Genomic DNA, 17,979 nt, shown 5'->3' with positions numbered 1-17,979 from the left:
GTCGAGCGAACGTGTGTGCGTGGAGAGTATGTGAAGAAAACGCAGGTTAGCAGTCCGTACTGACAGCGAGACAGCGACTTCCGTGGGCCGGGGCAGGGCCGCTCATGGCTGCCCCGTGAGCGGTGGCCCGCTCGCGCAGTCGCGGCAGTTGCCGGGGGTGGGGGAGCGGAAGGCGCGGTCGCAGAGGTTGCAGTTCTGGAGCGGGGTGGGCTGGTGGAGCGGGGTGCGTGGGGGTGGGAGGAGGTGGGTGAGGCGTTCGCGGGTGCGCTTCAGGTAGCCGTGGGCTTCCAGTTCGCGTAGTGCGGCGGCGATGCGGGCTTCGCTCTCCGGGAAGCGCTCGGTGAGGGTCTTGATCCCGGCCTTCGCTCCGGTGGGCAGCGACTGGATGTGGGTGGCGAGGCCGATCGCGAGGAGGGAGAGCTCGCGGTGCTGGGCGAGGTGGTTGCCGACCACGGTGAAGCGGGTCGTGTGGCGGGAGTTGATGTGCATGACGCCGGACTGCGACGCGGCGCCCTCAGGAACGGGAGACGGGGTGCGTGGGGGCGCGCTAATCTGCTGGGTATCCATCAGGAAGCTGTTCTCTTCCTCGTTGGTCAGGCCCTCGATCGGGATTGCAGTCCCGGCCGGGGGCCGACGCATGTCTGGGGTTGTGGGGCGAGCATATGCCTGCCAACCGAGCAGAGATCCAGCTGAGTTGGTGATCCTCACTCGTGTGAGTGACTGGCTCGTGTGTGTGCCTCTGCGTGAGGCCGGGGTAGGGGTTGGGGTTGGGTTGGGGAAGTTCCTTCTCTCCAAAGCCTTAAAAGCCTTTTACGTCGGGGCCCGCCGGGTCGTGGTTCACCAGGTCGTGGTTCACCGGGACGTGACATACCGGGTCGTGACTGTCACGATCCGGTGAGGGCTACCTCTGCCCAGACGGTTTTGCGGGGGAAGGGGCCGACCCGCACGCCCCACCGGATGGCGATCGCCTCGACGAGCAGGAGCCCGCGCCCCGCCTCGGAGTCGTCGTTCCGCTCCGGAACGCGGGGCAGCACGTCCCCGCGAGCATCGGCGACCTCGATACGGAGCGTGCCGCCAGTGACGCTCAGCATGATGCGGAAGTCCCGCCCCGGCATGTGCCCGTGCAGCGCGGCGTTGGACGCCAGCTCGGCGATGACATGCCCGGCGTCGTCCAGCGGCAGCGCCCAGGACCGGAGTTGCTCGGTCGCCGGCGGGAGCGTGGCCTCCTCCACACCCGGTGCGCGGGGCGGGATCAGCGTCACCGGCTGTCCGCCCACCTGCCCGGGTAACGGCGCGGCCGAGATCCGTTCGCTCACCCGCTCAAGGCCCCGTTCGGCGACGGCGAGTTCGTCCCGCTCGGCCCGTACCTCCGCCGGCTGCTTGGCCAGCTGTTCTTCGAGTTCGTCCAGTTCCGCACGCCGCGCGGTGATCCGTTCCAGTGGGTTCGGGATCCAGCATGCACCGGATCGTAGAAGGCATCCGGGCCACGGTGAGGAGAATCCGACGAGCTGGCTGGGATCGGCTGCTCACACCTGTGACCAGCCGTTCACCCCTGCCCGTGTCACTTCACCGCAGTGGGCCCGCGATTGCCGTGAGCGCGGCGAGGTGGCGCTGGTAAGCAGCTGCTCCGTCCTCGGTCAGACACAGCCAGGTCCGCGGCCGACGCCCGACCTGCCCCTTCTCGACTGTCACCCAGCCCGCTTGTTCCAGACGTGAGACCTGTTTCGACAAGGCGGAGTCGGTGATCTCCACGAGGTCCCGCACGTAGGCGAACTCGGCCTTCTCCACAGCAGCGAGAGCTGCGACGATCGACAGACGCACAGCCGAGGCCAGAAGAGGGGCGAGTGCGTGTCGCGGGTGAGAGCCCTGTCCCGCACCCGCCGAGGCTTCCGGCATCATGCGGCGCGCGCTTCCCGCCAGGCTGCCGCGGAGGCCGGCAGCGCGCATGCGAGGGCAGCCGCGGCCGCGAAGGCGACGCTGCCCACGAAGATTGTGAAGCCGAGCACGAGGGCCAAGACGTAGACAGCCGCCCAGGCGCCGATCACCTTGAGGTGCAGGCCGCCGTAGCCGCGCGGAACCACAGGCTGTCGCGTGGCGAACAGAGACAGCCCCATGACCACGAGAGCATTCGCAAGTGCGCTGACCAGTGCCCCCGTCGGCCCGTGCCACAGCAGCACGGCAGGAACCAGGACGAGCTGCCAGACGGCGAATAGCCACAAGTAGCCGACATACCAGCGACTTCGCGCCCGCGCGGTCGCCTCGATCCGCGCAATCCCGTTCAACGCCGCGGCTGCATCGACCTGCTCACGCATGGCATATCCCTTCCGTCGCCGCCGGGGGCACCCCGTTGCCCGCCTTGGCATCTACTTGCCATGGTAGCAACTACTTGCCGAAATGGAGACTTGCGCCCCCGGCGCTGCCGCCCGAGGCGGTCGTGACCCCACGGGTTCCGGGGCATCGCGCACGACCGGCGCGGGCACGGGCGCTCGACCCCGGTCTGGGACGGCTACGACTTCGACACCTTCGCGGACGACCTGAACCACCGGTGCGCCGGGAGCCGGCAGCCGGGAGCCGGGCCGTTCAGGGCGGTGGCCCGGCTTCAGGGCGGTGGCCCGGTCTCAGGGCGGTGGCCCGGTCTCAGGACGACGGCCCGGCTCCTTCCCGCTCCGGCCGGGTGAGGTCGGTGACGAGGGCGCGGAAGGCCGTGCGGTAGGTGCTGGGACTGGTGCCCGTCAGCCGCTGGAAGTGGTGGCGCAGGTTGGCAGGTGTGCCGAGGCCGGTCTGCGCGGCGATGCGCTCCACCGGTTCGTCGGTGCGTTCGAGGAGCCGTTGGGCCCGCTGGATACGGGTGCGGAGCAGGTACTGGAGCGGGGTGAGGCCGGTCTCGGCGCGGAAACGGCGGGTGAGGCTGCGGACGCCGAGCCCCGCGTGGGCGGCGATGTCGGTGAGGGCCAGCGGGTGGTGCAGGTTGGCCTCCATCCACCGGGTGGTCGGCTCGATGGCGCTGCCGGGAGGGGTGACGGCGTTGTACCCCGTATCGGTATCGGCGTCGTCGGCCGGTGCGTGGAGCTGCATGAACACCTGCCGCTCGGTCTCGATGGCCACGGTTTCGCCGTGGTCCAGGGTGATCAGACGGAGGCAGAGATCGAGACCTCCGAGGACGCCCGCGGCGCTGTGGCAGGGGCCGTCGCCGATGGCCGTGCCCTCGGGGTCGACCTCGATACGGGGGTGGAGGCGGGCGAGTTCCGCCGTGTGCCGGCGACTGGTGGAGGCGCGGCGGCCGTCGAGGAGACCGGTGGCCGCGAGGGTGAACGTCCCGGTGCCGACGGCGCCGATGCGGCTGCCGCGCGCGACCGCCGCGCGGAGGGCCTCGACGACCTCGGGCGCGGGTGCGTCGCGGAAGCCCTCGTGCCCCGGCACCAGCACCGTGCCGGCGCCGTCGAGCCCGTCCAGGCCCCAGGGGGTCTCGATGCGGAAGGCACCGGGGCCGCTCGTCCCCGCGAACCCCGGGGCGGCGCAGATCCGCAGGTCGTAGGCGACCGTGGGGTGGTGCCGGGCGGCCGTGGCGAACGCGAGCGCGGGCGTGGTGAGCTGGTGGCCGGGGACCCCGTCGAGGGCGAGGACGGCGATCACTGACATGTCCAGAATTTAGCCGAGGGTGACATTCAGGCGGCTGTTTCGGGCCGGACCCGGCACGGAGGATGAACAGCGGTGAGGGACGGAAGCGAGGGGACGCCCGGCCCGAGCACCGCTGAACCACCATCCTCGAAAGGCCACCACATGCACCGTCCGAACTCCCACTCCCGCCCGGTCTCCGACGCCTTCGACGGCCCCGGCGCCCGCTCCCCGCGACGGGGGCGCCGCCTGCTCGCCAGAGCGGCCGCGGCGGTCGGCGCGGCCGCCGTCCTCGGTGCCACGGCGATGACCGGCAGCGCCGGGGCCGTCGTCAACGGGAACGACTCGACGCAGCGCTACCCGTTCATGGCGACCATCCCCATGGTGGAGGCCGACGCCCAGTGCGGGGCGACGCTGATCGACCGGCAGTGGGTGCTCACGGCGGCTCACTGCGTCGACCCCGAGTTGCCCATCCACCGGACCGGGAAGGTGCGCATCGGCAGTGAGCACCGCAAGTCCGGAGGCACCGTCCGCACCATCGACAAGGTGGTGATCCACCCCCGCTACCAGCAGGGCGGGCAGAGCACCGAACCCGGCAGGAACGGCGCCCCCAACCAGAACGACCTCGCTCTGGTACGCCTGGACCGCCCTGTCGCCGAGAAGCCCATCCGCATGGCCAAGGAGGCGGGACCGGCCGGTACGCCCACCCGGGTTCTCGGCTTCGGGACCGTCGTCGACACGAGCGACCTCGACAAGGTGGTGTTCCCCGAGCGGCTCCAGCAGCTGGACACCCGCAGGGGCTCCGCGGCCGAGTGCTTCGGCCGCGAGGGAGACACCCGGCTGTGCACGGTCAGTCCGAAGCCGGGAGCCATGGCGTGTGTCGGGGACTCCGGCGGCCCGCAGATCCAGCGCGGGAGGAACGGCCACTGGGAGCTCGTCGGGACCACTTCGGGTGACGGCGACTGGGACCCGAAGTGCGCGACCGGGCCGGGGCTCTACAGCAAGGTGCCCGCGTTCTCCGGCTGGATCCGGAAGACCATCCACAAGAACGGCTGACGGGGAGGGGGCGCACGCCCCGTACCGGTGGTCCGGTCCCCGTACCGGTGGTCCGGTCCCCGGGCCGGTGGCGCGGCGCCCTCGCCGGTGGTGCGGCCCCGTACCGTCGGTCCGGCTCCGGGCCGCCGGTACGGGGCGACCCGGCCCCCTCACCGGCCCCCCACCGCCGCCTCGCGGAAGTGTCCCGCACGCCGCCCCGGCCGGATCCCGGCGAGAGGCTCTAGATTCCAGACATGCCAGTGATCGCCGTCCTCGCCCCCGACGGGGTGCCGGGGCATCAACTCACCGCCCCCGGGCTGGTGTTCGGGACCGCCTGCCGTGAGTACCGTGACGTGGCCTACGAGGTCAGGCTCTGCGCGGCCCCCGGTCTGCGGGCGACCGGGGCCCCGGCCCCGCTGGCCATCAGCACGCCCTTCGGCCTCGACGGCCTCGCGGACGCGGACACCGTGCTGGTCCCCGCGAGCGGCGGCCGCCGTGACGAACCGCCGGCGGATGTCCTCGCCGCGCTCCGCGCCGCGGCGGGCCGGGGGAGCCGTATCGCCGCCGTCGGCACCGGGACGTTCACCCTCGCGGCGGCCGGGCTCCTCGACGGGCGGCGGGCCACGACCGGCTGGCGGTACATGGAGGAGCTGGCGCGGCTCCATCCCCGTATCGACGTCGACCCGCTCGGCACCGTGGTCGAGGACGGGCCGTTCGTCACGGCGGCGGGCGTCTTCGGGGGCATCGACGTCTGTCTGCGCCTGCTGGGCCGCGACCACGGCCCACGGGTGGCCGACGGGACCTCCCGGGAACTCCTCGCGCCCCTGCACCTCCACGCGGACAGCGTCCAGCGGACCATCGGCCGGGAGATCGCGGAAAGCACGGGCCTCGAACCCACCCTGCGGTGGATGGAGACCCGCCTCCACCTCCCCCTCACCCTCCCCGACATCGCGACCCACGCGCAGACCAGCATCAGCAGCGTCACCCGCCGCTTCCGTGCCCGCACCGGCCTCAGCCCGCTCCAGTACCTGCTCCGCGTGCGCCTCCAGGAGGCTCAGCGTCTGCTGCGGGAGACGGGCACCCCCGTCGAGGCCGTCGCGGCCCGCACGGGATTCACCTCACCGGCCGCCCTGCGCCACCACTTCCGCGCGCTCACCGGCACCACCCCCCGCGCCTACCGCCGGACCCACCTCGCCTCGGGCGGGACGCGCCGCGCCCCGGAGCCACCGCACCCCGCCTGATTTCTGCCGCCCTGTTCGCCTTCTGCGACGATGCGAAGAAATGGGGTGGACGACCAGGAAGGGAACGGTATGTGCGGAATCGTCGGATACGTCGGTGGGCAGTCGGCGCAGGACGTCGTCGTCGCGGGTCTCAAGCGCCTTGAATACCGGGGCTACGACTCGGCGGGCATCGCCGTCCTCGCGGACGGCGGGCTGGCCGCCGCGAAGAAGGCCGGGAAGCTCGTCAACCTGGAGAAGGCGCTGGCCGAGGCCCCGCTCACGGCCGGGACCACCGGGATCGGGCACACCCGCTGGGCCACCCACGGCGCCCCCACCGACAGCAACGCCCACCCGCACCTCGACAACGCGGGCCGCGTCGCCGTCGTGCACAACGGGATCATCGAGAACTTCGCCGTCCTGCGCGCCGAGCTGGCCGAGCGCGGCCACGATCTGGCCTCCGAGACCGACACCGAGGTCGTCGCCCACCTCCTTGCCGAGGCGTTCTCGTCCTGCGCGGACCTGGCGGAGGCGATGCGGCAGGTCTGCCGGCGGCTGGAGGGCGCCTTCACCCTCGTCGCCCTGCACGCGGACGACCCCGGCACGGTGGTCGGGGCCCGGCGCAACTCACCGCTCGTGGTGGGGGTGGGGGAGGGCGAGTCGTTCCTGGCCTCCGACGTGGCCGCGTTCATCGCGCACACCCGCTCGGCGATCGAGCTGGGCCAGGACCAGGTGGTGGAGCTGCGCCGGGAAGGCGTCACCGTCACCGGCTTCGACGGGCGGCCCGCCGACGTCCGCGAGTACCACGTGGACTGGGACGTCTCCGCCGCCGAGAAGGGCGGCCACGCCTCCTTCATGCTCAAGGAGATCGAGGACCAGCCCAAGGCCGTCGCCGACACGCTCCTCGGGCGGATCGACGGCGCGGGCACGCTCCACCTCGACGAGGTACGGATGCCGCCCCACGAGCTGCGCGAGGTCGACAAGGTCGTCATCGTCGCCTGCGGCACCGCGTTCCACGCCGGGATGATCGCCAAGTACGCCATCGAGCACTGGACCCGGATCCCCTGCGAGACCGAGCTGGCCAGCGAGTTGCGCTACCGCGACCCGATCCTCGACCACCGCACCCTCGTCGTCGCGATCTCGCAGTCCGGCGAGACGATGGACACCCTGATGGCCCTGCGGCACGCCCGCGAACAGGGGGCGAAGGTCCTGGCCATCTGCAACACGAACGGCTCCACCATCCCCCGCGAGTCCGACGCCGTGCTCTACACGCACGCCGGGCCCGAGGTCGCCGTGGCCTCCACCAAGGCGTTCCTCACCCAGCTCGTCGCCTGCTACCTCGTCGCCCTGTATCTCGGACAGATCCGCGGAACGAAGTGGGGCGACGAGATCCGGACCGTCATCCGCCAGCTCGCCGAGATCTCCGGGGCGGTCGGACGGGTCCTGGAGACCATGGAACCCGTACGCGCGCTGGCCCGCTCCCTCGCCGGCCACGACACCGTGCTCTTCGTGGGCCGCCACGTCGGCTACCCCGTGGCCCTGGAGGGCGCGCTGAAGCTCAAGGAACTCGCGTACATGCACGCCGAGGGCTTCGCCGCGGGCGAGCTCAAGCACGGGCCGATCGCGCTCATCGAGGACGACATGCCGGTCGTCGTGGTCGTGCCCTCACCGCGCGGCCGGTCGGTGCTGCACGACAAGATCGTGTCGAACATCCAGGAGATCCGGGCCCGTGGCGCGCGCACCATCGTCATCGCCGAGGAGGGCGACGAGGCGGTCGTCCCGTACGCCGACCACCTGATCAGGATTCCCGTTACGCCTACGCTGCTTCAGCCGCTGGTGTCGACCGTGCCGTTGCAGGTCTTCGCCTGCGAACTGGCGACGGCCCGCGGCAACGACGTGGACCAGCCGCGCAATCTGGCGAAGTCCGTGACCGTGGAGTAGCGAGAGTTGAGGGAATACGCGTGATCATCGGGGTCGGGATCGATGTGGCCGAGATCGAACGGTTCGACGCGGCGCTGGAGCGTACGCCGCACCTGGCCGACCGGCTCTTCCTGGAGAGCGAGTTGCTGCTGCCCAGCGGCGAGCGGCGGGGGATCGCCTCGCTCGCCGCCCGGTTCGCCGCCAAGGAGGCCCTTGCGAAGGCGCTCGGCGCACCGGGCGGCCTGCTGTGGACGGACGCCGAGGTGTGCGTCGAGGACAGCGGGCAGCCCCGGCTGCGGGTCCGCGGCACGGTCGCCGCGCGCGCGGCCGAGCTGGGCGTACGGCACTGGCATGTGTCGCTCAGCCACGACGCGGGGGTGGCGTCGGCCGTGGTGATCGCGGAGGGTTGAGCACATGCGTACCGCCTACAGCGTTCAGACCGTACGGGCCGCCGAACGCGCCCTGATGGCCCGGTTGCCGGAGGGTGCCCTGATGCAGCGCGCCGCGGCGGGACTCGCGGCGGCCTGCGCCGACGTGCTGCGGCGGCGCGGACGGGTGTACGGGGCGCGGGTCGTCCTGCTCGTCGGCAGCGGCGACAACGGGGGTGACGCGCTGTACGCGGGCGCCCGGCTGGCCCGCCGCGGCGCGGGCGTGCGCGCCGTGCTCACCTCGCCGGGGCGCGCCCACCGGGGCGGGCTCGGGGCGCTGCTCACGGCGGGCGGAAGCGTGGCGGGGAGCACGGACGAAGGCGCGGCGGGGAGCACGGACGGCGGGGCGACGGGGGACGCGCACGGCGGCGCGGCGCGGGACGTGGTGGCGGGCGCCTGGGGCGGGCACGTCGATCTCGTCGTGGACGGGATCACCGGCATCGGCGGGCGCGGCGGACTGCGCCCGGACGCCGCCGCACTGGTGCGGGCCTTCGAGGCGACCGGTGCGGCCTTCGTCGCCGTCGATCTGCCCAGCGGCGTCGAGGCGGACACCGGCGAGGTGCTCGGCGACGCGGTGCGGGCCGACGCGACCGTCACCTTCGGCACGTACAAGCCCGGCCTGCTCATCGACCCGGCCGCCGAACTGGCGGGCGCGCTGCACCTCGTCGACATCGGGCTCGGCCCGGAGCTGCCCGATGTGCCCGACCTGGAGGCGTTGCAGTACGCGGACCTCGCCGCGCTCCTGCCGGTACCCGGCAGCGAGAGCGACAAGTACCGGCGCGGTGTCGTGGGCGTCGTCGCCGGATCGGCGCGGTATCCGGGGGCGGCGGTGCTGGCCGTCTCCGGGGCGCTGCGGGGCGGTGCCGGAGCGGTGCGGTACGTCGGGCCGGGCGCCGACGCGGTGATCGCCCGCCATCCGGAGACGCTGGTCCACGCGGGGCCGCCCGCCAAGGCCGGGCAGGTGCAGGCATGGGTCGTCGGGCCGGGGCTCGGGGACGGCACGGAGGCCGTGGAGGCGGTCCGCGACGTGCTGGAGGCGGACGTTCCGGTGCTCGTGGACGCGGACGGGCTGCGACTGCTCGACGCCGCCGCCGTACGCGCGCGCACCGCCCCGACCCTCCTCACCCCGCACGCCGGTGAGGCCGCGGCCCTGCTCGGCGTCCCGCGCGAGGAGGTCGAGGCGGGGCGGCTCGCCGCCGTACGGGAACTGGCCGCCCGCTTCCGCGCCACGGTCCTGCTCAAGGGGTCGACGACCCTGGTCGCCGCCGACGCCGGACCCACCCCCGTACGGGTCAATCCGACCGGCACCTCCTGGCTGGCCACGGCCGGAAGCGGCGATGTCCTCTCCGGCCTGACCGGCTCCCTGCTGGCGGCGGGCCTGGCCCCGCGCGACGCCGCGTCGGCCGGTGCGTACCTGCACGGGCTGGCCGCCCGGTACGCCTCGGACGGGGCCCCGGTCGCCGCGCAGGACGTCGCGGAGGCGATCCCGGCGGCGTGGCGGGACGTGCGGGCCTGAGTGATCCTGGGCGCAAGCGGCGGCAGGCACCGATGACGGCTGCGGCAGGCGCCGACGACAGCCGCGGCAGGCACCGGCAGGCAGCGCCGGGAAACGGCAGGCGGACGCCGACAGGAGGGCCGATCGTGGGCACCAGCAAGGGCAGCGGCACCGACGTGCGCGTACGCCGGGTCTACGACCCGCCGGAGGACGGCGACGGCACGCGCGTCCTCGTCGACCGGCTCTGGCCGCGCGGCGTGGCCAAGGACCGGGCCGGGATCGACAAATGGCTCAAGGACGTCACCCCGTCGAAGGAGCTCCGCTCCTGGTACCACGAGGACCGCACCGGCGCCCGCTACGACGACTTCGTCGACCGCTACCGCGCCGAACTGGCCGACCCCGTCCACACGGCGGCCGTCGGCGAACTGCTGGAACTGGTCCGCGAGGGCGGCCCGGTGACCCTGGTCACGGCGGTCAAGGACGTACCCCACAGCCATGTCCCGGTCCTCGTCGACCATCTGGAACACGAGCTGCGCCACCCCTGAGGTATGCGCGTGAGGGGTACGCGTGAGGGGTACGCGCGCGGCCCGGCCGGCGACCCCGGCGGGCCGGCCCCTCCCGGCCCGCCGCCCGAAGGGTCTGCCGTACGCCTCTGAGAGACTGGGCGCGATGAATGAGACAGCGTCCTTGAGAGCCCGTGCCGAGATCGACCTCGCCGCATTGCGCGCCAACGTGCGCGCGCTGCGCGCACGGGCGAGCGGCGCGCAACTCATGGCCGTCGTCAAATCCGATGCCTACGGGCACGGAGCGGTGCCCTGCGCCCGCGCCGCGCTGGAGGCCGGGGCGACCTGGCTGGGCACCGCGACGCCGCAGGAGGCCCTCGCCCTGCGGGCGGCCGGGCTCGGCGGCCGGGTGATGTGCTGGCTGTGGACGCCGGGCGGGCCCTGGCGCGAGGCGATCGAGGCCGACATCGATGTGTCGGTGAGCGGGATGTGGGCCCTGCGCGAGGTCGTCGCCGCGGCCACGGAGGCCGGCATCCCGGCCCGTGTCCAGCTCAAGGCCGACACGGGCCTCGGGCGCAACGGCTGCCAGCCCGCCGACTGGCCCGAACTGGTCGCCGCCGCCCGCGCCGCCGAGGACGCGGGCACCGTCAGGATCACCGGCCTCTGGTCCCACTTCGCCTGCGCCGACGAACCCGGCCACCCCTCCATCGCCGCCCAGCTGAACGCCTTCCGCGACATGGTCGCGTACGCGGAGAAGGAGGGCGTCGACCCCGAGGTGCGCCACATGGCGAACTCCCCGGCGACGCTGACGATCCCCGAGGCGCACTTCGATCTCGTACGGACCGGGATCGCGATGTACGGCATCTCGCCCAGCCCCGAGCTGGGCACCCCGGCCGACTTCGGGCTGCGCCCCGTCATGACGCTCGTCGCGTCGATCGCCCTGGTCAAGCGGGTGCCGGCCGGTCACGGGATCAGCTACGGACACCACTACACGACCTCCGCCGAGACCACCCTCGGCCTGGTGCCGGTCGGCTACGCGGACGGCATCCCGCGCCATGCCTCCGGCCGGGCCCCCGTCCTCGTCGGCGGAGTGCGGCGGCGGATCGCGGGCCGGGTGGCCATGGACCAGTTCGTCGTCGACCTCCACGGGGACGAGGTCGAGGTGGGCAGCGAGGCGGTGCTCTTCGGCCCGGGGGACCGGGGCGAGCCGAGCGCCGAGGACTGGGCACGGGCCGCCGACACGATCGCCTACGAGATCGTCACCCGGATCGGTGCCCGGGTGCCGCGCGTCCATCTGCATGGCACCCCGGCCGAGTCCTGACCGATCAAGCGCCCCTGACCAGGCACGATCTGAGCACGACCGGAACCGACCGGCCCTGACCTGACGGACACGACCGACGAGGAGCGCGGCACGGTGAGTGAGACCAGCGCGGGGGACGCGGTGACGACGGCCGCCACGGCGGTCGGCTGGCGCCGGGCGGGGATCGCCGGAGCCGCCATAGGCGTGATCGCGGCGGGCGCGGCCGCCGGGGTCGCCGTCGAGCGGCTGACCGTGGGCCGGGGCATGCGCAGGCGGGCCAGGCTCGCGCTGGACGCCTCGGGGCCGTACGGCTCGCTGCGGGGACTGCCGGGCCGGGCCGCGGCCGACGACGGCACCGAGCTGTACTACGAGGTGGACGAGGTCGAACCGGACGGCGGCACCGGCACCGCGGGGACCGCGGAGAGCGGCGGGAGCGGCACCGGCGCCGCCACGGGGGCGGCCGGTACGCGCCGCCGCAGGCTCTTCGGCCGCAAGGCACCCGCGCCCGTCACCGTCGTCTTCAGTCACGGCTACTGCCTCAGCCAGGACTCCTGGCACTTCCAGCGGGCGGCGCTGCGCGGGCTGGTCCGCACCGTCCACTGGGACCAGCGCAGCCACGGCCGCTCCGAACGGGGCCGGGCCCAGGCGGACGGGGTGACGGTCGGCATCGACCAGCTGGGCCGTGATCTGAAGGCGGTCATCGACGCGGCCGCGCCGGAGGGCCGACTGGTGCTGGTCGGGCACTCGATGGGCGGCATGACGATGATGGCGCTCGCCGAGCAGTACCCCCAGCTCATCCGGGACCGGGTCGCCGCCGTCGCCTTCGTCGGCACATCGAGCGGGAAGCTCGGCGAGGTCAATTTCGGGCTGCCGATCGCGGGCGTGAACGCGGTGCGGCGGGTGCTGCCCGGTGTGCTCAGGGCGCTCGGCTCCCAGGCCGAGCTGGTGGAACGGGGCCGGCGCGCGACCGCCGATCTCTTCGCCGGGCTGATCAAGCGGTACTCGTTCGGTTCGCGGGATGTGGATCCGGCGGTCGAGCGGTTCGCCGAGCGGCTCATCGAATCCACCCCGATCGACGTGGTCGCCGAGTTCTACCCGGCCTTCACCGAACACGACAAGAGCGCCGCGGTGCCCGCGTTCCGCGACCTCCCGGTGCTGATCCTGGCGGGCGACAAGGACCTGGTGACGCCCAGCTCGCACAGCGAGGCCATCGCGGACCACCTCCCGGACGCGGAGCTGGTCATCGTCCCGGACGCCGGGCATCTGGTGATGCTGGAACACCCGGAGACGGTGACCGACCGGCTGGCGGACCTGCTGGTACGCGCCGGGGCGGTGCCGGCAGCGGCTAACGTTGGCGGGCATGGAAGCACCGCACAACAGCCTGGCGACTGAGGCCGGCGAAGGCGCCGCGACGGGCACCGTCACCATCGGCCTGGCCGTCGGATCCCCCGAACAGATGCAGGCCCTCGGCCGCCGGATCGCCGCCGTCCTGCGCCCCGGCGACCTCGTGATGCTCACCGGCGAGCTCGGCGCCGGAAAGACGACACTGACCCGGGGGCTGGGCGAGGGCCTCGGGGTGCGCGGCGCCGTCACGTCCCCCACCTTCGTGATCGCCCGCGTCCACCCCTCGCTGACCGGCGGTCCCGCGCTGGTCCATGTCGACGCGTACCGCCTGGGCGGCGGACTCGACGAGATGGAGGACCTGGACCTCGACGTGTCGCTGCCGGAGTCGGTGGTGGTCGTGGAATGGGGCGACGGCAAGGTCGAGGAGCTGTCCGAGGACCGGCTGCACGTGGTGATCCACCGGGCGGTCGGCGACACGGACGACGAACGGCGCACGGTGACGCTGATCGGCATCGGGACGCGCTGGGCGGGACTGCGCGAGGAGATGGCCACCGAACAGCCGGGGTAGGCGGCCCGGCAGGGGGCCGCGGCGCGTGCTCGGTGGCATGGGCTTGTTCGGCGCGCGGCGACCGGAGACGTCCCGGTGACACCGGGTGGCGGAGGTGTTCCGTGCGCTCGTTCGTGTGCTGATCCGGCCGTCCCGCACTCTTTCCGACAAGCCGTCGGTAAATTGTTGCGCAGGGAGTGGCGGTCGTGGTCACATGGATGGGAGACCTGGTTAGGTGTACCTAACCACGACCTCCACCGGAGCTCCAGGAGGCATCCATGCCGACGTCCGAGCGTGACCCGCAGCCGCAGCCGCAGCCGCAAGCGCAGTCGCAGGCGCCGTCCGCCCTGTCGATGAAGGATCTGCTGGCCTCGTGCGCCGCCGCCACGGCGGTGTCCACACCGCCGGCCGAGCCGGCCGCGGAGGAGGCGGACGGGCTGCCGTCCCGGCGCGACGCCGCATAGGACGCACCGCGGCAGAGGATGCAACGCGGCACCGGAAACGGTGCGGCATGGGACGTGGCGCGGCATGGAAGCCATGCGGCACCGCCCGTGGGCGGGCCCCGTTACGGGACGACGACCACCTTCGTGCGGACGGTCGCGAACTCCCACACCGCGTCCCCGTCGGTCCGGGACATCCGTACGCCGCCCGTCTTCAGCGTCGGGTCCGGGCTCTCCATCGAGCCGTCCACCGCCGCGCTGAATCCGACGGACACGCCCTCCACCATCGTGAACCGCACCACGTGCTCGATCATCACGCCGTCCGAGCCCTTGGTGGGCGGCCCCTGTCGCGGCGTACCCACCTGGTACGTCCCGGGCTTCGGGCTCAGCGCGCTCGGCATGACCTCGAAGGTCCTGACCGCCTTGCCGGCTTCGTCGACGAGCCACACCTGGCGGTCCTTCAGGGCGTACACGACGCGCTTCCCGGTGCCGGAGCCGACCGGAAGCGCGGCCGGCGGCTTCTTGGCCTTCGGCTTGTCGTGGCCGGTGGCGGGTGCACTGGCGGACACCGTCGGCTTGGGGGCGGCGACGGAGTCGGGCGCGTTCGCCGATGCCTGGTAGGCCAGGAAGCCGACCGCGGCGAGAGCCGCCGCGGTGAGCCCGGCCACGATTCCCGAGCTGCCCCTTGCCACCGTGCGCGCCCCTTTCGCTTCCGTATGTCGTACAAGCGGTTAGCGATTACGTCGTACCCGCGTGTAAACGGTGACGGTAGCAGCCGGAACCAGTCGTACCGGGACGCCGTACGGGCGCCGTGCCCCCGTCGGAGGAGCCGTAGGCTGTTTGCGTGCTCTTGCTCGCCGTGGATACCGCCACCCCCGCCGTCACCGTCGCCCTGCACGACGGGACCTCCGTCGTCGCCGAGTCCGGTCAGGTCGACGCCCGAAAGCACGGGGAGCTGCTGCTGCCCGCCGTCGACCGGGTCCTCGCCGAGGCCGGGGTGAGACTCGACGCCGTGACGGACGTGGTCGTGGGCGTCGGCCCCGGCCCGTACACCGGCCTGCGGGTCGGCCTGGTCACGGCCGCGACCTTCGGCTCCGCCCTCTCCGTCCCCGTGCACGGGGTGTGCACCCTGGACGGTCTCGCGTACGCCGCCGGTCTGGAAGGCCCGTTCGCCGTCGCGACGGACGCCCGCCGCAAGGAGGTCTACTGGGCGCGCTACGAGGACTTCCGTACGCGCGTCACGGAGCCCGCCGTCGACCGGCCCGCCGACATCGCCGAACGGCTCGCCGGACTCCCCGTCGTCGGGGCGGGCGCGGTGCTCTACCCCGAGGCGTTCGGGGACGCCCGGGGCCCCGAGCACGTCAGCGCCGGTGCGCTGGCCGCCGTCGCCGCCGAGCGGCTCGCCGCGGGTGCGGAACTGCTGCCGCCGCAGCCGCTCTACCTCCGCAGGCCCGACGCCCAGGTCCCGAAGAACTACAAGGTGGTCACCCCGAAGTGACGAGCGCGACTGCCGTACTGCGCGAGATGCGCTGGTGGGACATCGATCCGGTGCTGGAGCTCGAACACGAGCTCTTCCCGGACGACGCCTGGTCGGCCGGAATGTTCTGGTCCGAGCTGGCGCACTCCCGCGGCCCGCGGGCCACCCGTCGCTACGTCGTCGCCGAGGACCCCGCCACCGGCCGGATCGTCGGCTACGCCGGGCTCGCCGCGGCCGGCGACCTCGCCGACGTGCAGACGATCGGTGTCACCCGCGACCACTGGGGCGGCGGCCTCGGTTCCGAGCTCCTCACCGATCTGCTGAAGCACGCCACGGCCTTCGAGTGCGCCGAGGTGCTCCTCGAAGTCCGCGTCGACAACACCCGGGCGCAGAAGCTGTACGAACGCTTCGGCTTCGAACCCATCGGCTTCCGCCGCGGCTACTACCAGCCGGGCAACGTCGACGCACTCGTCATGCGCCTCCACGTACACGAACACGTACAAGAAACAGAGACTGACTGATGGCTGACGAACCGCTCGTACTCGGCATCGAGACCTCCTGCGACGAGACCGGCGTCGGCATCGTCCGCGGTACGACGCTGCTCGCCGACGCCGTCGCGTCCAGCGTCGACACGCACGCCCGCTTCGGCGGCGTCGTCCCGGAGATCGCCTCCCGCGCGCATCTGGAGGCGATGGTCCCCACCATCGAGCGCGCCCTGAAGGAGGCCGGGGTCAGCGCCCGCGACCTCGACGGCATCTCCGTCACGGCCGGTCCCGGACTCGCGGGCGCGCTGCTCGTCGGCGTCTCCGCGGCGAAGGCGTACGCGTACGCGCTGAACAAGCCGCTCTACGGGGTGAACCACCTGGCCTCGCACATCTGCGTCGACCAGCTGGAGCACGGCCCGCTGCCCGAGCCGACCATGGCGCTGCTGGTCAGCGGCGGCCACTCCTCGCTGCTGCTCGCGCCGGACATCACCAACGACGTACGGCCGCTGGGCGCGACCATCGACGACGCGGCGGGCGAGGCCTTCGACAAGATCGCCCGGGTGCTGAACCTCGGCTTCCCCGGTGGCCCGGTCATCGACCGGCTGGCGAAGGAGGGCGACCCGGGGGCGATCGCGTTCCCGCGCGGACTGAGCGGTTCGCGCGATCCCGCGTACGACTTCTCCTTCTCCGGCCTGAAGACCTCCGTGGCCCGCTGGATCGAGGCCAAGCGGGCGGCGGGCGAGGAGGTGCCGGTACGGGACGTGGCGGCGTCCTTCCAGGAGGCCGTGGTGGACGTGCTGACCCGCAAGGCCGTCCGGGCCTGCAAGGACGAGGGCGTCGACCACCTGATGATCGGCGGCGGCGTCGCGGCCAATTCGCGGCTGCGGGCGCTGGCCGAGGAGCGGTGCGAGCTGGCCGGCATCCGGCTGCGGGTGCCGAGGCCGGGGCTGTGCACGGACAACGGGGCGATGGTCGCGGCGCTGGGCGCGGAGATGGTGGCCCGGGGCCGGGCGGCCTCGGACCTGGGGCTGTCCGCGGACTCGTCGCTGCCGGTGACCGACACCCACGTCCCCGGTGCCGACACGCACGGTCACGGCCACACGCACGGCCACGGTCACGCGCACGACCACGATCACGTCCACGAGATCAGCAAGGACAACCTCTACTCATGAGCGGTACGACCGTCGCGTTGATGTGGGAGGCCCGCGCCGCCGCCGGCAGGGGCTCCGAACTCCTGGAGTGGGCGCGCGCCCGATCGGCCGAACTGGCCCGCGAGCCGTTGCGGCGCGAGCTGCTGCGCGCCCCGCTGGACCGGGTCCTGGTCATCACCTGGTGGGAAGGGGCGTACGGTGACGAGCTGCCCGAACTCCCCGAGCCGGACGCCGAGTTGATCACCCGTCCGGTGCACCGCTGGCGCTTCGAGTCCCTGGGGGCCGTCGAGTTCCCCGGCTGATCAGTCCCTCGATGATCGCGTCGAGTTCCTCCGCGACCTCGTAGTCGGCGGCGTACTCGCGCCACCGGTCCTTGACCTCGGTCAGCCGGGGCAGCGCGGCCGCGTCCTCCTCGGTGACCATCTCGGGGAAGTAGCGCCTGCTCGGCGGGTTCTGCGCGCGGCGTTCGGCCGACCGGCGGAAGACCAGGTCGCCGTAGACGTAACTCCAGATCGTCCGGTACGCGCGTACCGCCTGGGCGGGGGAGAGGCCGCAGGCGAGCGCCGAGTCGATGATCTCCTCGACCATCCACAGCGCGTTCCTGTCGGTCAGCTCGCCCAGCGCCAGGATGTCCAGCACCCAGGGGATGCGCGCCAGCAGGCCGTGCATGTGCACCGCCACCGCGAGCAGCCGTTCGCGCGGGTCCTCGGGCAGCTCGGGGTGCGGGAAGCCGGCCGCGGTGCCCGACAGGGTGAGCATGAGCAGCTCGTCCTTGTCCTGCACGTAGTGGTAGAGCGCCATCGGCGTCGAGCCGAGCTCCTTCGCCACCCGCCGCATGCTCAGGGCGTCCAGGCCCTCTTCCTCGATGATGCGGCGCGCGGTGGCCACCATCGCGTCCGGGTCGAGCCTGCGGGGCCGCCCCACGGACCGTTTCGCCGCGGTCCGCTTCTTCGTTGTTCCTGACGCCTTCGCCGTTCCGGGCGTCTCCTCTGTCCCTGGCATCCGGGCATTGTCCCCCGTCG

The 17,979-nt window shown here is 72.9% G+C and carries 21 protein-coding genes; 14 read left to right on the top strand and 7 right to left on the bottom strand.

The annotated features are described in order from the left end of the window. Window positions 1-102: 102 nt before the first annotated feature. The 5 genes from ACFVT1_RS00985 to ACFVT1_RS00965 form a co-directional block, all read right to left on the bottom strand. The gene (locus ACFVT1_RS00985; RefSeq protein ID WP_389791350.1) at window positions 103-639 is read right to left on the bottom strand and encodes a hypothetical protein; all 537 of its coding nucleotides are present in this window, start codon (window positions 637-639) and stop codon (window positions 103-105) included. Between the two features lie 245 nt (window positions 640-884). Further along, a complete protein-coding gene (locus tag ACFVT1_RS00980) occupies window positions 885-1,262 on the bottom strand; it encodes an ATP-binding protein (RefSeq protein WP_389792209.1) in 378 nt (125 codons plus the stop codon). 304 nt (window positions 1,263-1,566) lie between these two features. Beyond that, window positions 1,567-1,821 (bottom strand): winged helix-turn-helix domain-containing protein, encoded by a 255-nt coding sequence (locus ACFVT1_RS00975; RefSeq protein ID WP_389791348.1) that lies wholly within the window; start codon window positions 1,819-1,821, stop codon window positions 1,567-1,569. 74 nt (window positions 1,822-1,895) lie between these two features. Then, window positions 1,896-2,312 (bottom strand): hypothetical protein, encoded by a 417-nt coding sequence (locus ACFVT1_RS00970; protein ID WP_389791346.1) that lies wholly within the window; start codon window positions 2,310-2,312, stop codon window positions 1,896-1,898. Window positions 2,313-2,637: 325 nt separating this feature from the next. Next, entirely contained in the window at window positions 2,638-3,639 is a 1,002-nt protein-coding gene (locus ACFVT1_RS00965) for a GlxA family transcriptional regulator (RefSeq protein WP_389791344.1), read from the bottom strand. Window positions 3,640-3,780: 141 nt separating this feature from the next. Here ACFVT1_RS00965 and ACFVT1_RS00960 point away from each other — a divergent pair, with 141 nt between their 5' ends. From ACFVT1_RS00960 to ACFVT1_RS00915, 10 genes are all read left to right on the top strand, one after another. Further along, window positions 3,781-4,671, top strand: coding sequence for a S1 family peptidase (locus ACFVT1_RS00960; protein ID WP_389791342.1), 891 nt, complete (start codon window positions 3,781-3,783; stop codon window positions 4,669-4,671). 233 nt (window positions 4,672-4,904) lie between these two features. Next, window positions 4,905-5,891: a GlxA family transcriptional regulator gene (locus ACFVT1_RS00955; RefSeq protein ID WP_389791340.1), complete on the top strand. Its 987-nt coding sequence runs from the start codon at window positions 4,905-4,907 to the stop codon at window positions 5,889-5,891. A 69-nt stretch (window positions 5,892-5,960) separates the two neighbouring features. Then, window positions 5,961-7,808: a glutamine--fructose-6-phosphate transaminase (isomerizing) gene (glmS, locus tag ACFVT1_RS00950; protein WP_389791338.1), complete on the top strand. Its 1,848-nt coding sequence runs from the start codon at window positions 5,961-5,963 to the stop codon at window positions 7,806-7,808. 20 nt (window positions 7,809-7,828) lie between these two features. Continuing rightward, a complete protein-coding gene (locus ACFVT1_RS00945) occupies window positions 7,829-8,197 on the top strand; it encodes a holo-ACP synthase (protein ID WP_389791336.1) in 369 nt (122 codons plus the stop codon). A 4-nt stretch (window positions 8,198-8,201) separates the two neighbouring features. After that, complete coding sequence (locus tag ACFVT1_RS00940; RefSeq protein WP_389791334.1) at window positions 8,202-9,731, top strand: NAD(P)H-hydrate dehydratase; 1,530 nt, start codon at window positions 8,202-8,204, stop codon at window positions 9,729-9,731. Between the two features lie 125 nt (window positions 9,732-9,856). Further along, a complete protein-coding gene (locus ACFVT1_RS00935; protein ID WP_389791332.1) occupies window positions 9,857-10,255 on the top strand; it encodes a DUF488 domain-containing protein in 399 nt (132 codons plus the stop codon). A gap of 124 nt (window positions 10,256-10,379) precedes the next feature. Next, window positions 10,380-11,534 carry an alanine racemase gene (alr, locus tag ACFVT1_RS00930; protein ID WP_389791330.1) on the top strand — a complete coding sequence of 385 codons (1,155 nt, stop codon included), beginning with the start codon at window positions 10,380-10,382 and terminating at the stop codon, window positions 11,532-11,534. Between the two features lie 93 nt (window positions 11,535-11,627). Continuing rightward, window positions 11,628-12,905: an alpha/beta fold hydrolase gene (locus ACFVT1_RS00925; protein ID WP_389791329.1), complete on the top strand. Its 1,278-nt coding sequence runs from the start codon at window positions 11,628-11,630 to the stop codon at window positions 12,903-12,905. Beyond that, window positions 12,874-13,425, top strand: a complete 552-nt coding sequence (gene tsaE / locus ACFVT1_RS00920) for a tRNA (adenosine(37)-N6)-threonylcarbamoyltransferase complex ATPase subunit type 1 TsaE (protein ID WP_389791327.1) — start codon at window positions 12,874-12,876, stop codon at window positions 13,423-13,425. The genes ACFVT1_RS00925 and tsaE overlap by 32 nt, the downstream gene beginning before the upstream one ends. Before the next feature lie 257 nt (window positions 13,426-13,682). Further along, window positions 13,683-13,868 (top strand): hypothetical protein, encoded by a 186-nt coding sequence (locus tag ACFVT1_RS00915; protein ID WP_389791325.1) that lies wholly within the window; start codon window positions 13,683-13,685, stop codon window positions 13,866-13,868. 101 nt (window positions 13,869-13,969) lie between these two features. On the opposite strand, the gene ACFVT1_RS00910 is transcribed toward ACFVT1_RS00915, so the two are convergent. Next, complete coding sequence (locus ACFVT1_RS00910) at window positions 13,970-14,536, bottom strand: hypothetical protein (RefSeq protein WP_389791323.1); 567 nt, start codon at window positions 14,534-14,536, stop codon at window positions 13,970-13,972. A 152-nt stretch (window positions 14,537-14,688) separates the two neighbouring features. Between ACFVT1_RS00910 and tsaB the strand changes: the two genes are divergently transcribed. Genes tsaB through ACFVT1_RS00890 form a run of 4 tightly spaced genes read left to right on the top strand, consistent with a single transcriptional unit; the run spans window position 14,689 to window position 17,259 of the window. Then, window positions 14,689-15,342 carry a tRNA (adenosine(37)-N6)-threonylcarbamoyltransferase complex dimerization subunit type 1 TsaB gene (gene tsaB / locus ACFVT1_RS00905; RefSeq protein ID WP_389791321.1) on the top strand — a complete coding sequence of 218 codons (654 nt, stop codon included), beginning with the start codon at window positions 14,689-14,691 and terminating at the stop codon, window positions 15,340-15,342. Next, window positions 15,339-15,842, top strand: a complete 504-nt coding sequence (gene rimI, locus ACFVT1_RS00900) for a ribosomal protein S18-alanine N-acetyltransferase (protein WP_389791319.1) — start codon at window positions 15,339-15,341, stop codon at window positions 15,840-15,842. Before tsaB ends, rimI begins: the two co-directional genes overlap by 4 nt. Then, entirely contained in the window at window positions 15,842-16,978 is a 1,137-nt protein-coding gene (tsaD, locus tag ACFVT1_RS00895; protein WP_389791317.1) for a tRNA (adenosine(37)-N6)-threonylcarbamoyltransferase complex transferase subunit TsaD, read from the top strand. Before rimI ends, tsaD begins: the two co-directional genes overlap by 1 nt. Then, window positions 16,975-17,259 (top strand): hypothetical protein, encoded by a 285-nt coding sequence (locus tag ACFVT1_RS00890; RefSeq protein WP_389791316.1) that lies wholly within the window; start codon window positions 16,975-16,977, stop codon window positions 17,257-17,259. Before tsaD ends, ACFVT1_RS00890 begins: the two co-directional genes overlap by 4 nt. On the opposite strand, the gene ACFVT1_RS00885 is transcribed toward ACFVT1_RS00890, so the two are convergent. Next, window positions 17,198-17,959, bottom strand: coding sequence for a TetR/AcrR family transcriptional regulator (locus ACFVT1_RS00885; protein WP_389791314.1), 762 nt, complete (start codon window positions 17,957-17,959; stop codon window positions 17,198-17,200). The two genes, ACFVT1_RS00890 and ACFVT1_RS00885, sit on opposite strands and share 62 nt — an antisense overlap. Window positions 17,960-17,979 lie beyond the last annotated feature (20 nt).

The organism is Streptomyces sp. NPDC057963 (assembly GCF_042887155.1).
Lineage (GTDB): Bacteria > Actinomycetota > Actinomycetes > Streptomycetales > Streptomycetaceae > Streptomyces.
This window is presented reverse-complemented; position numbering and strand designations above follow the sequence as displayed.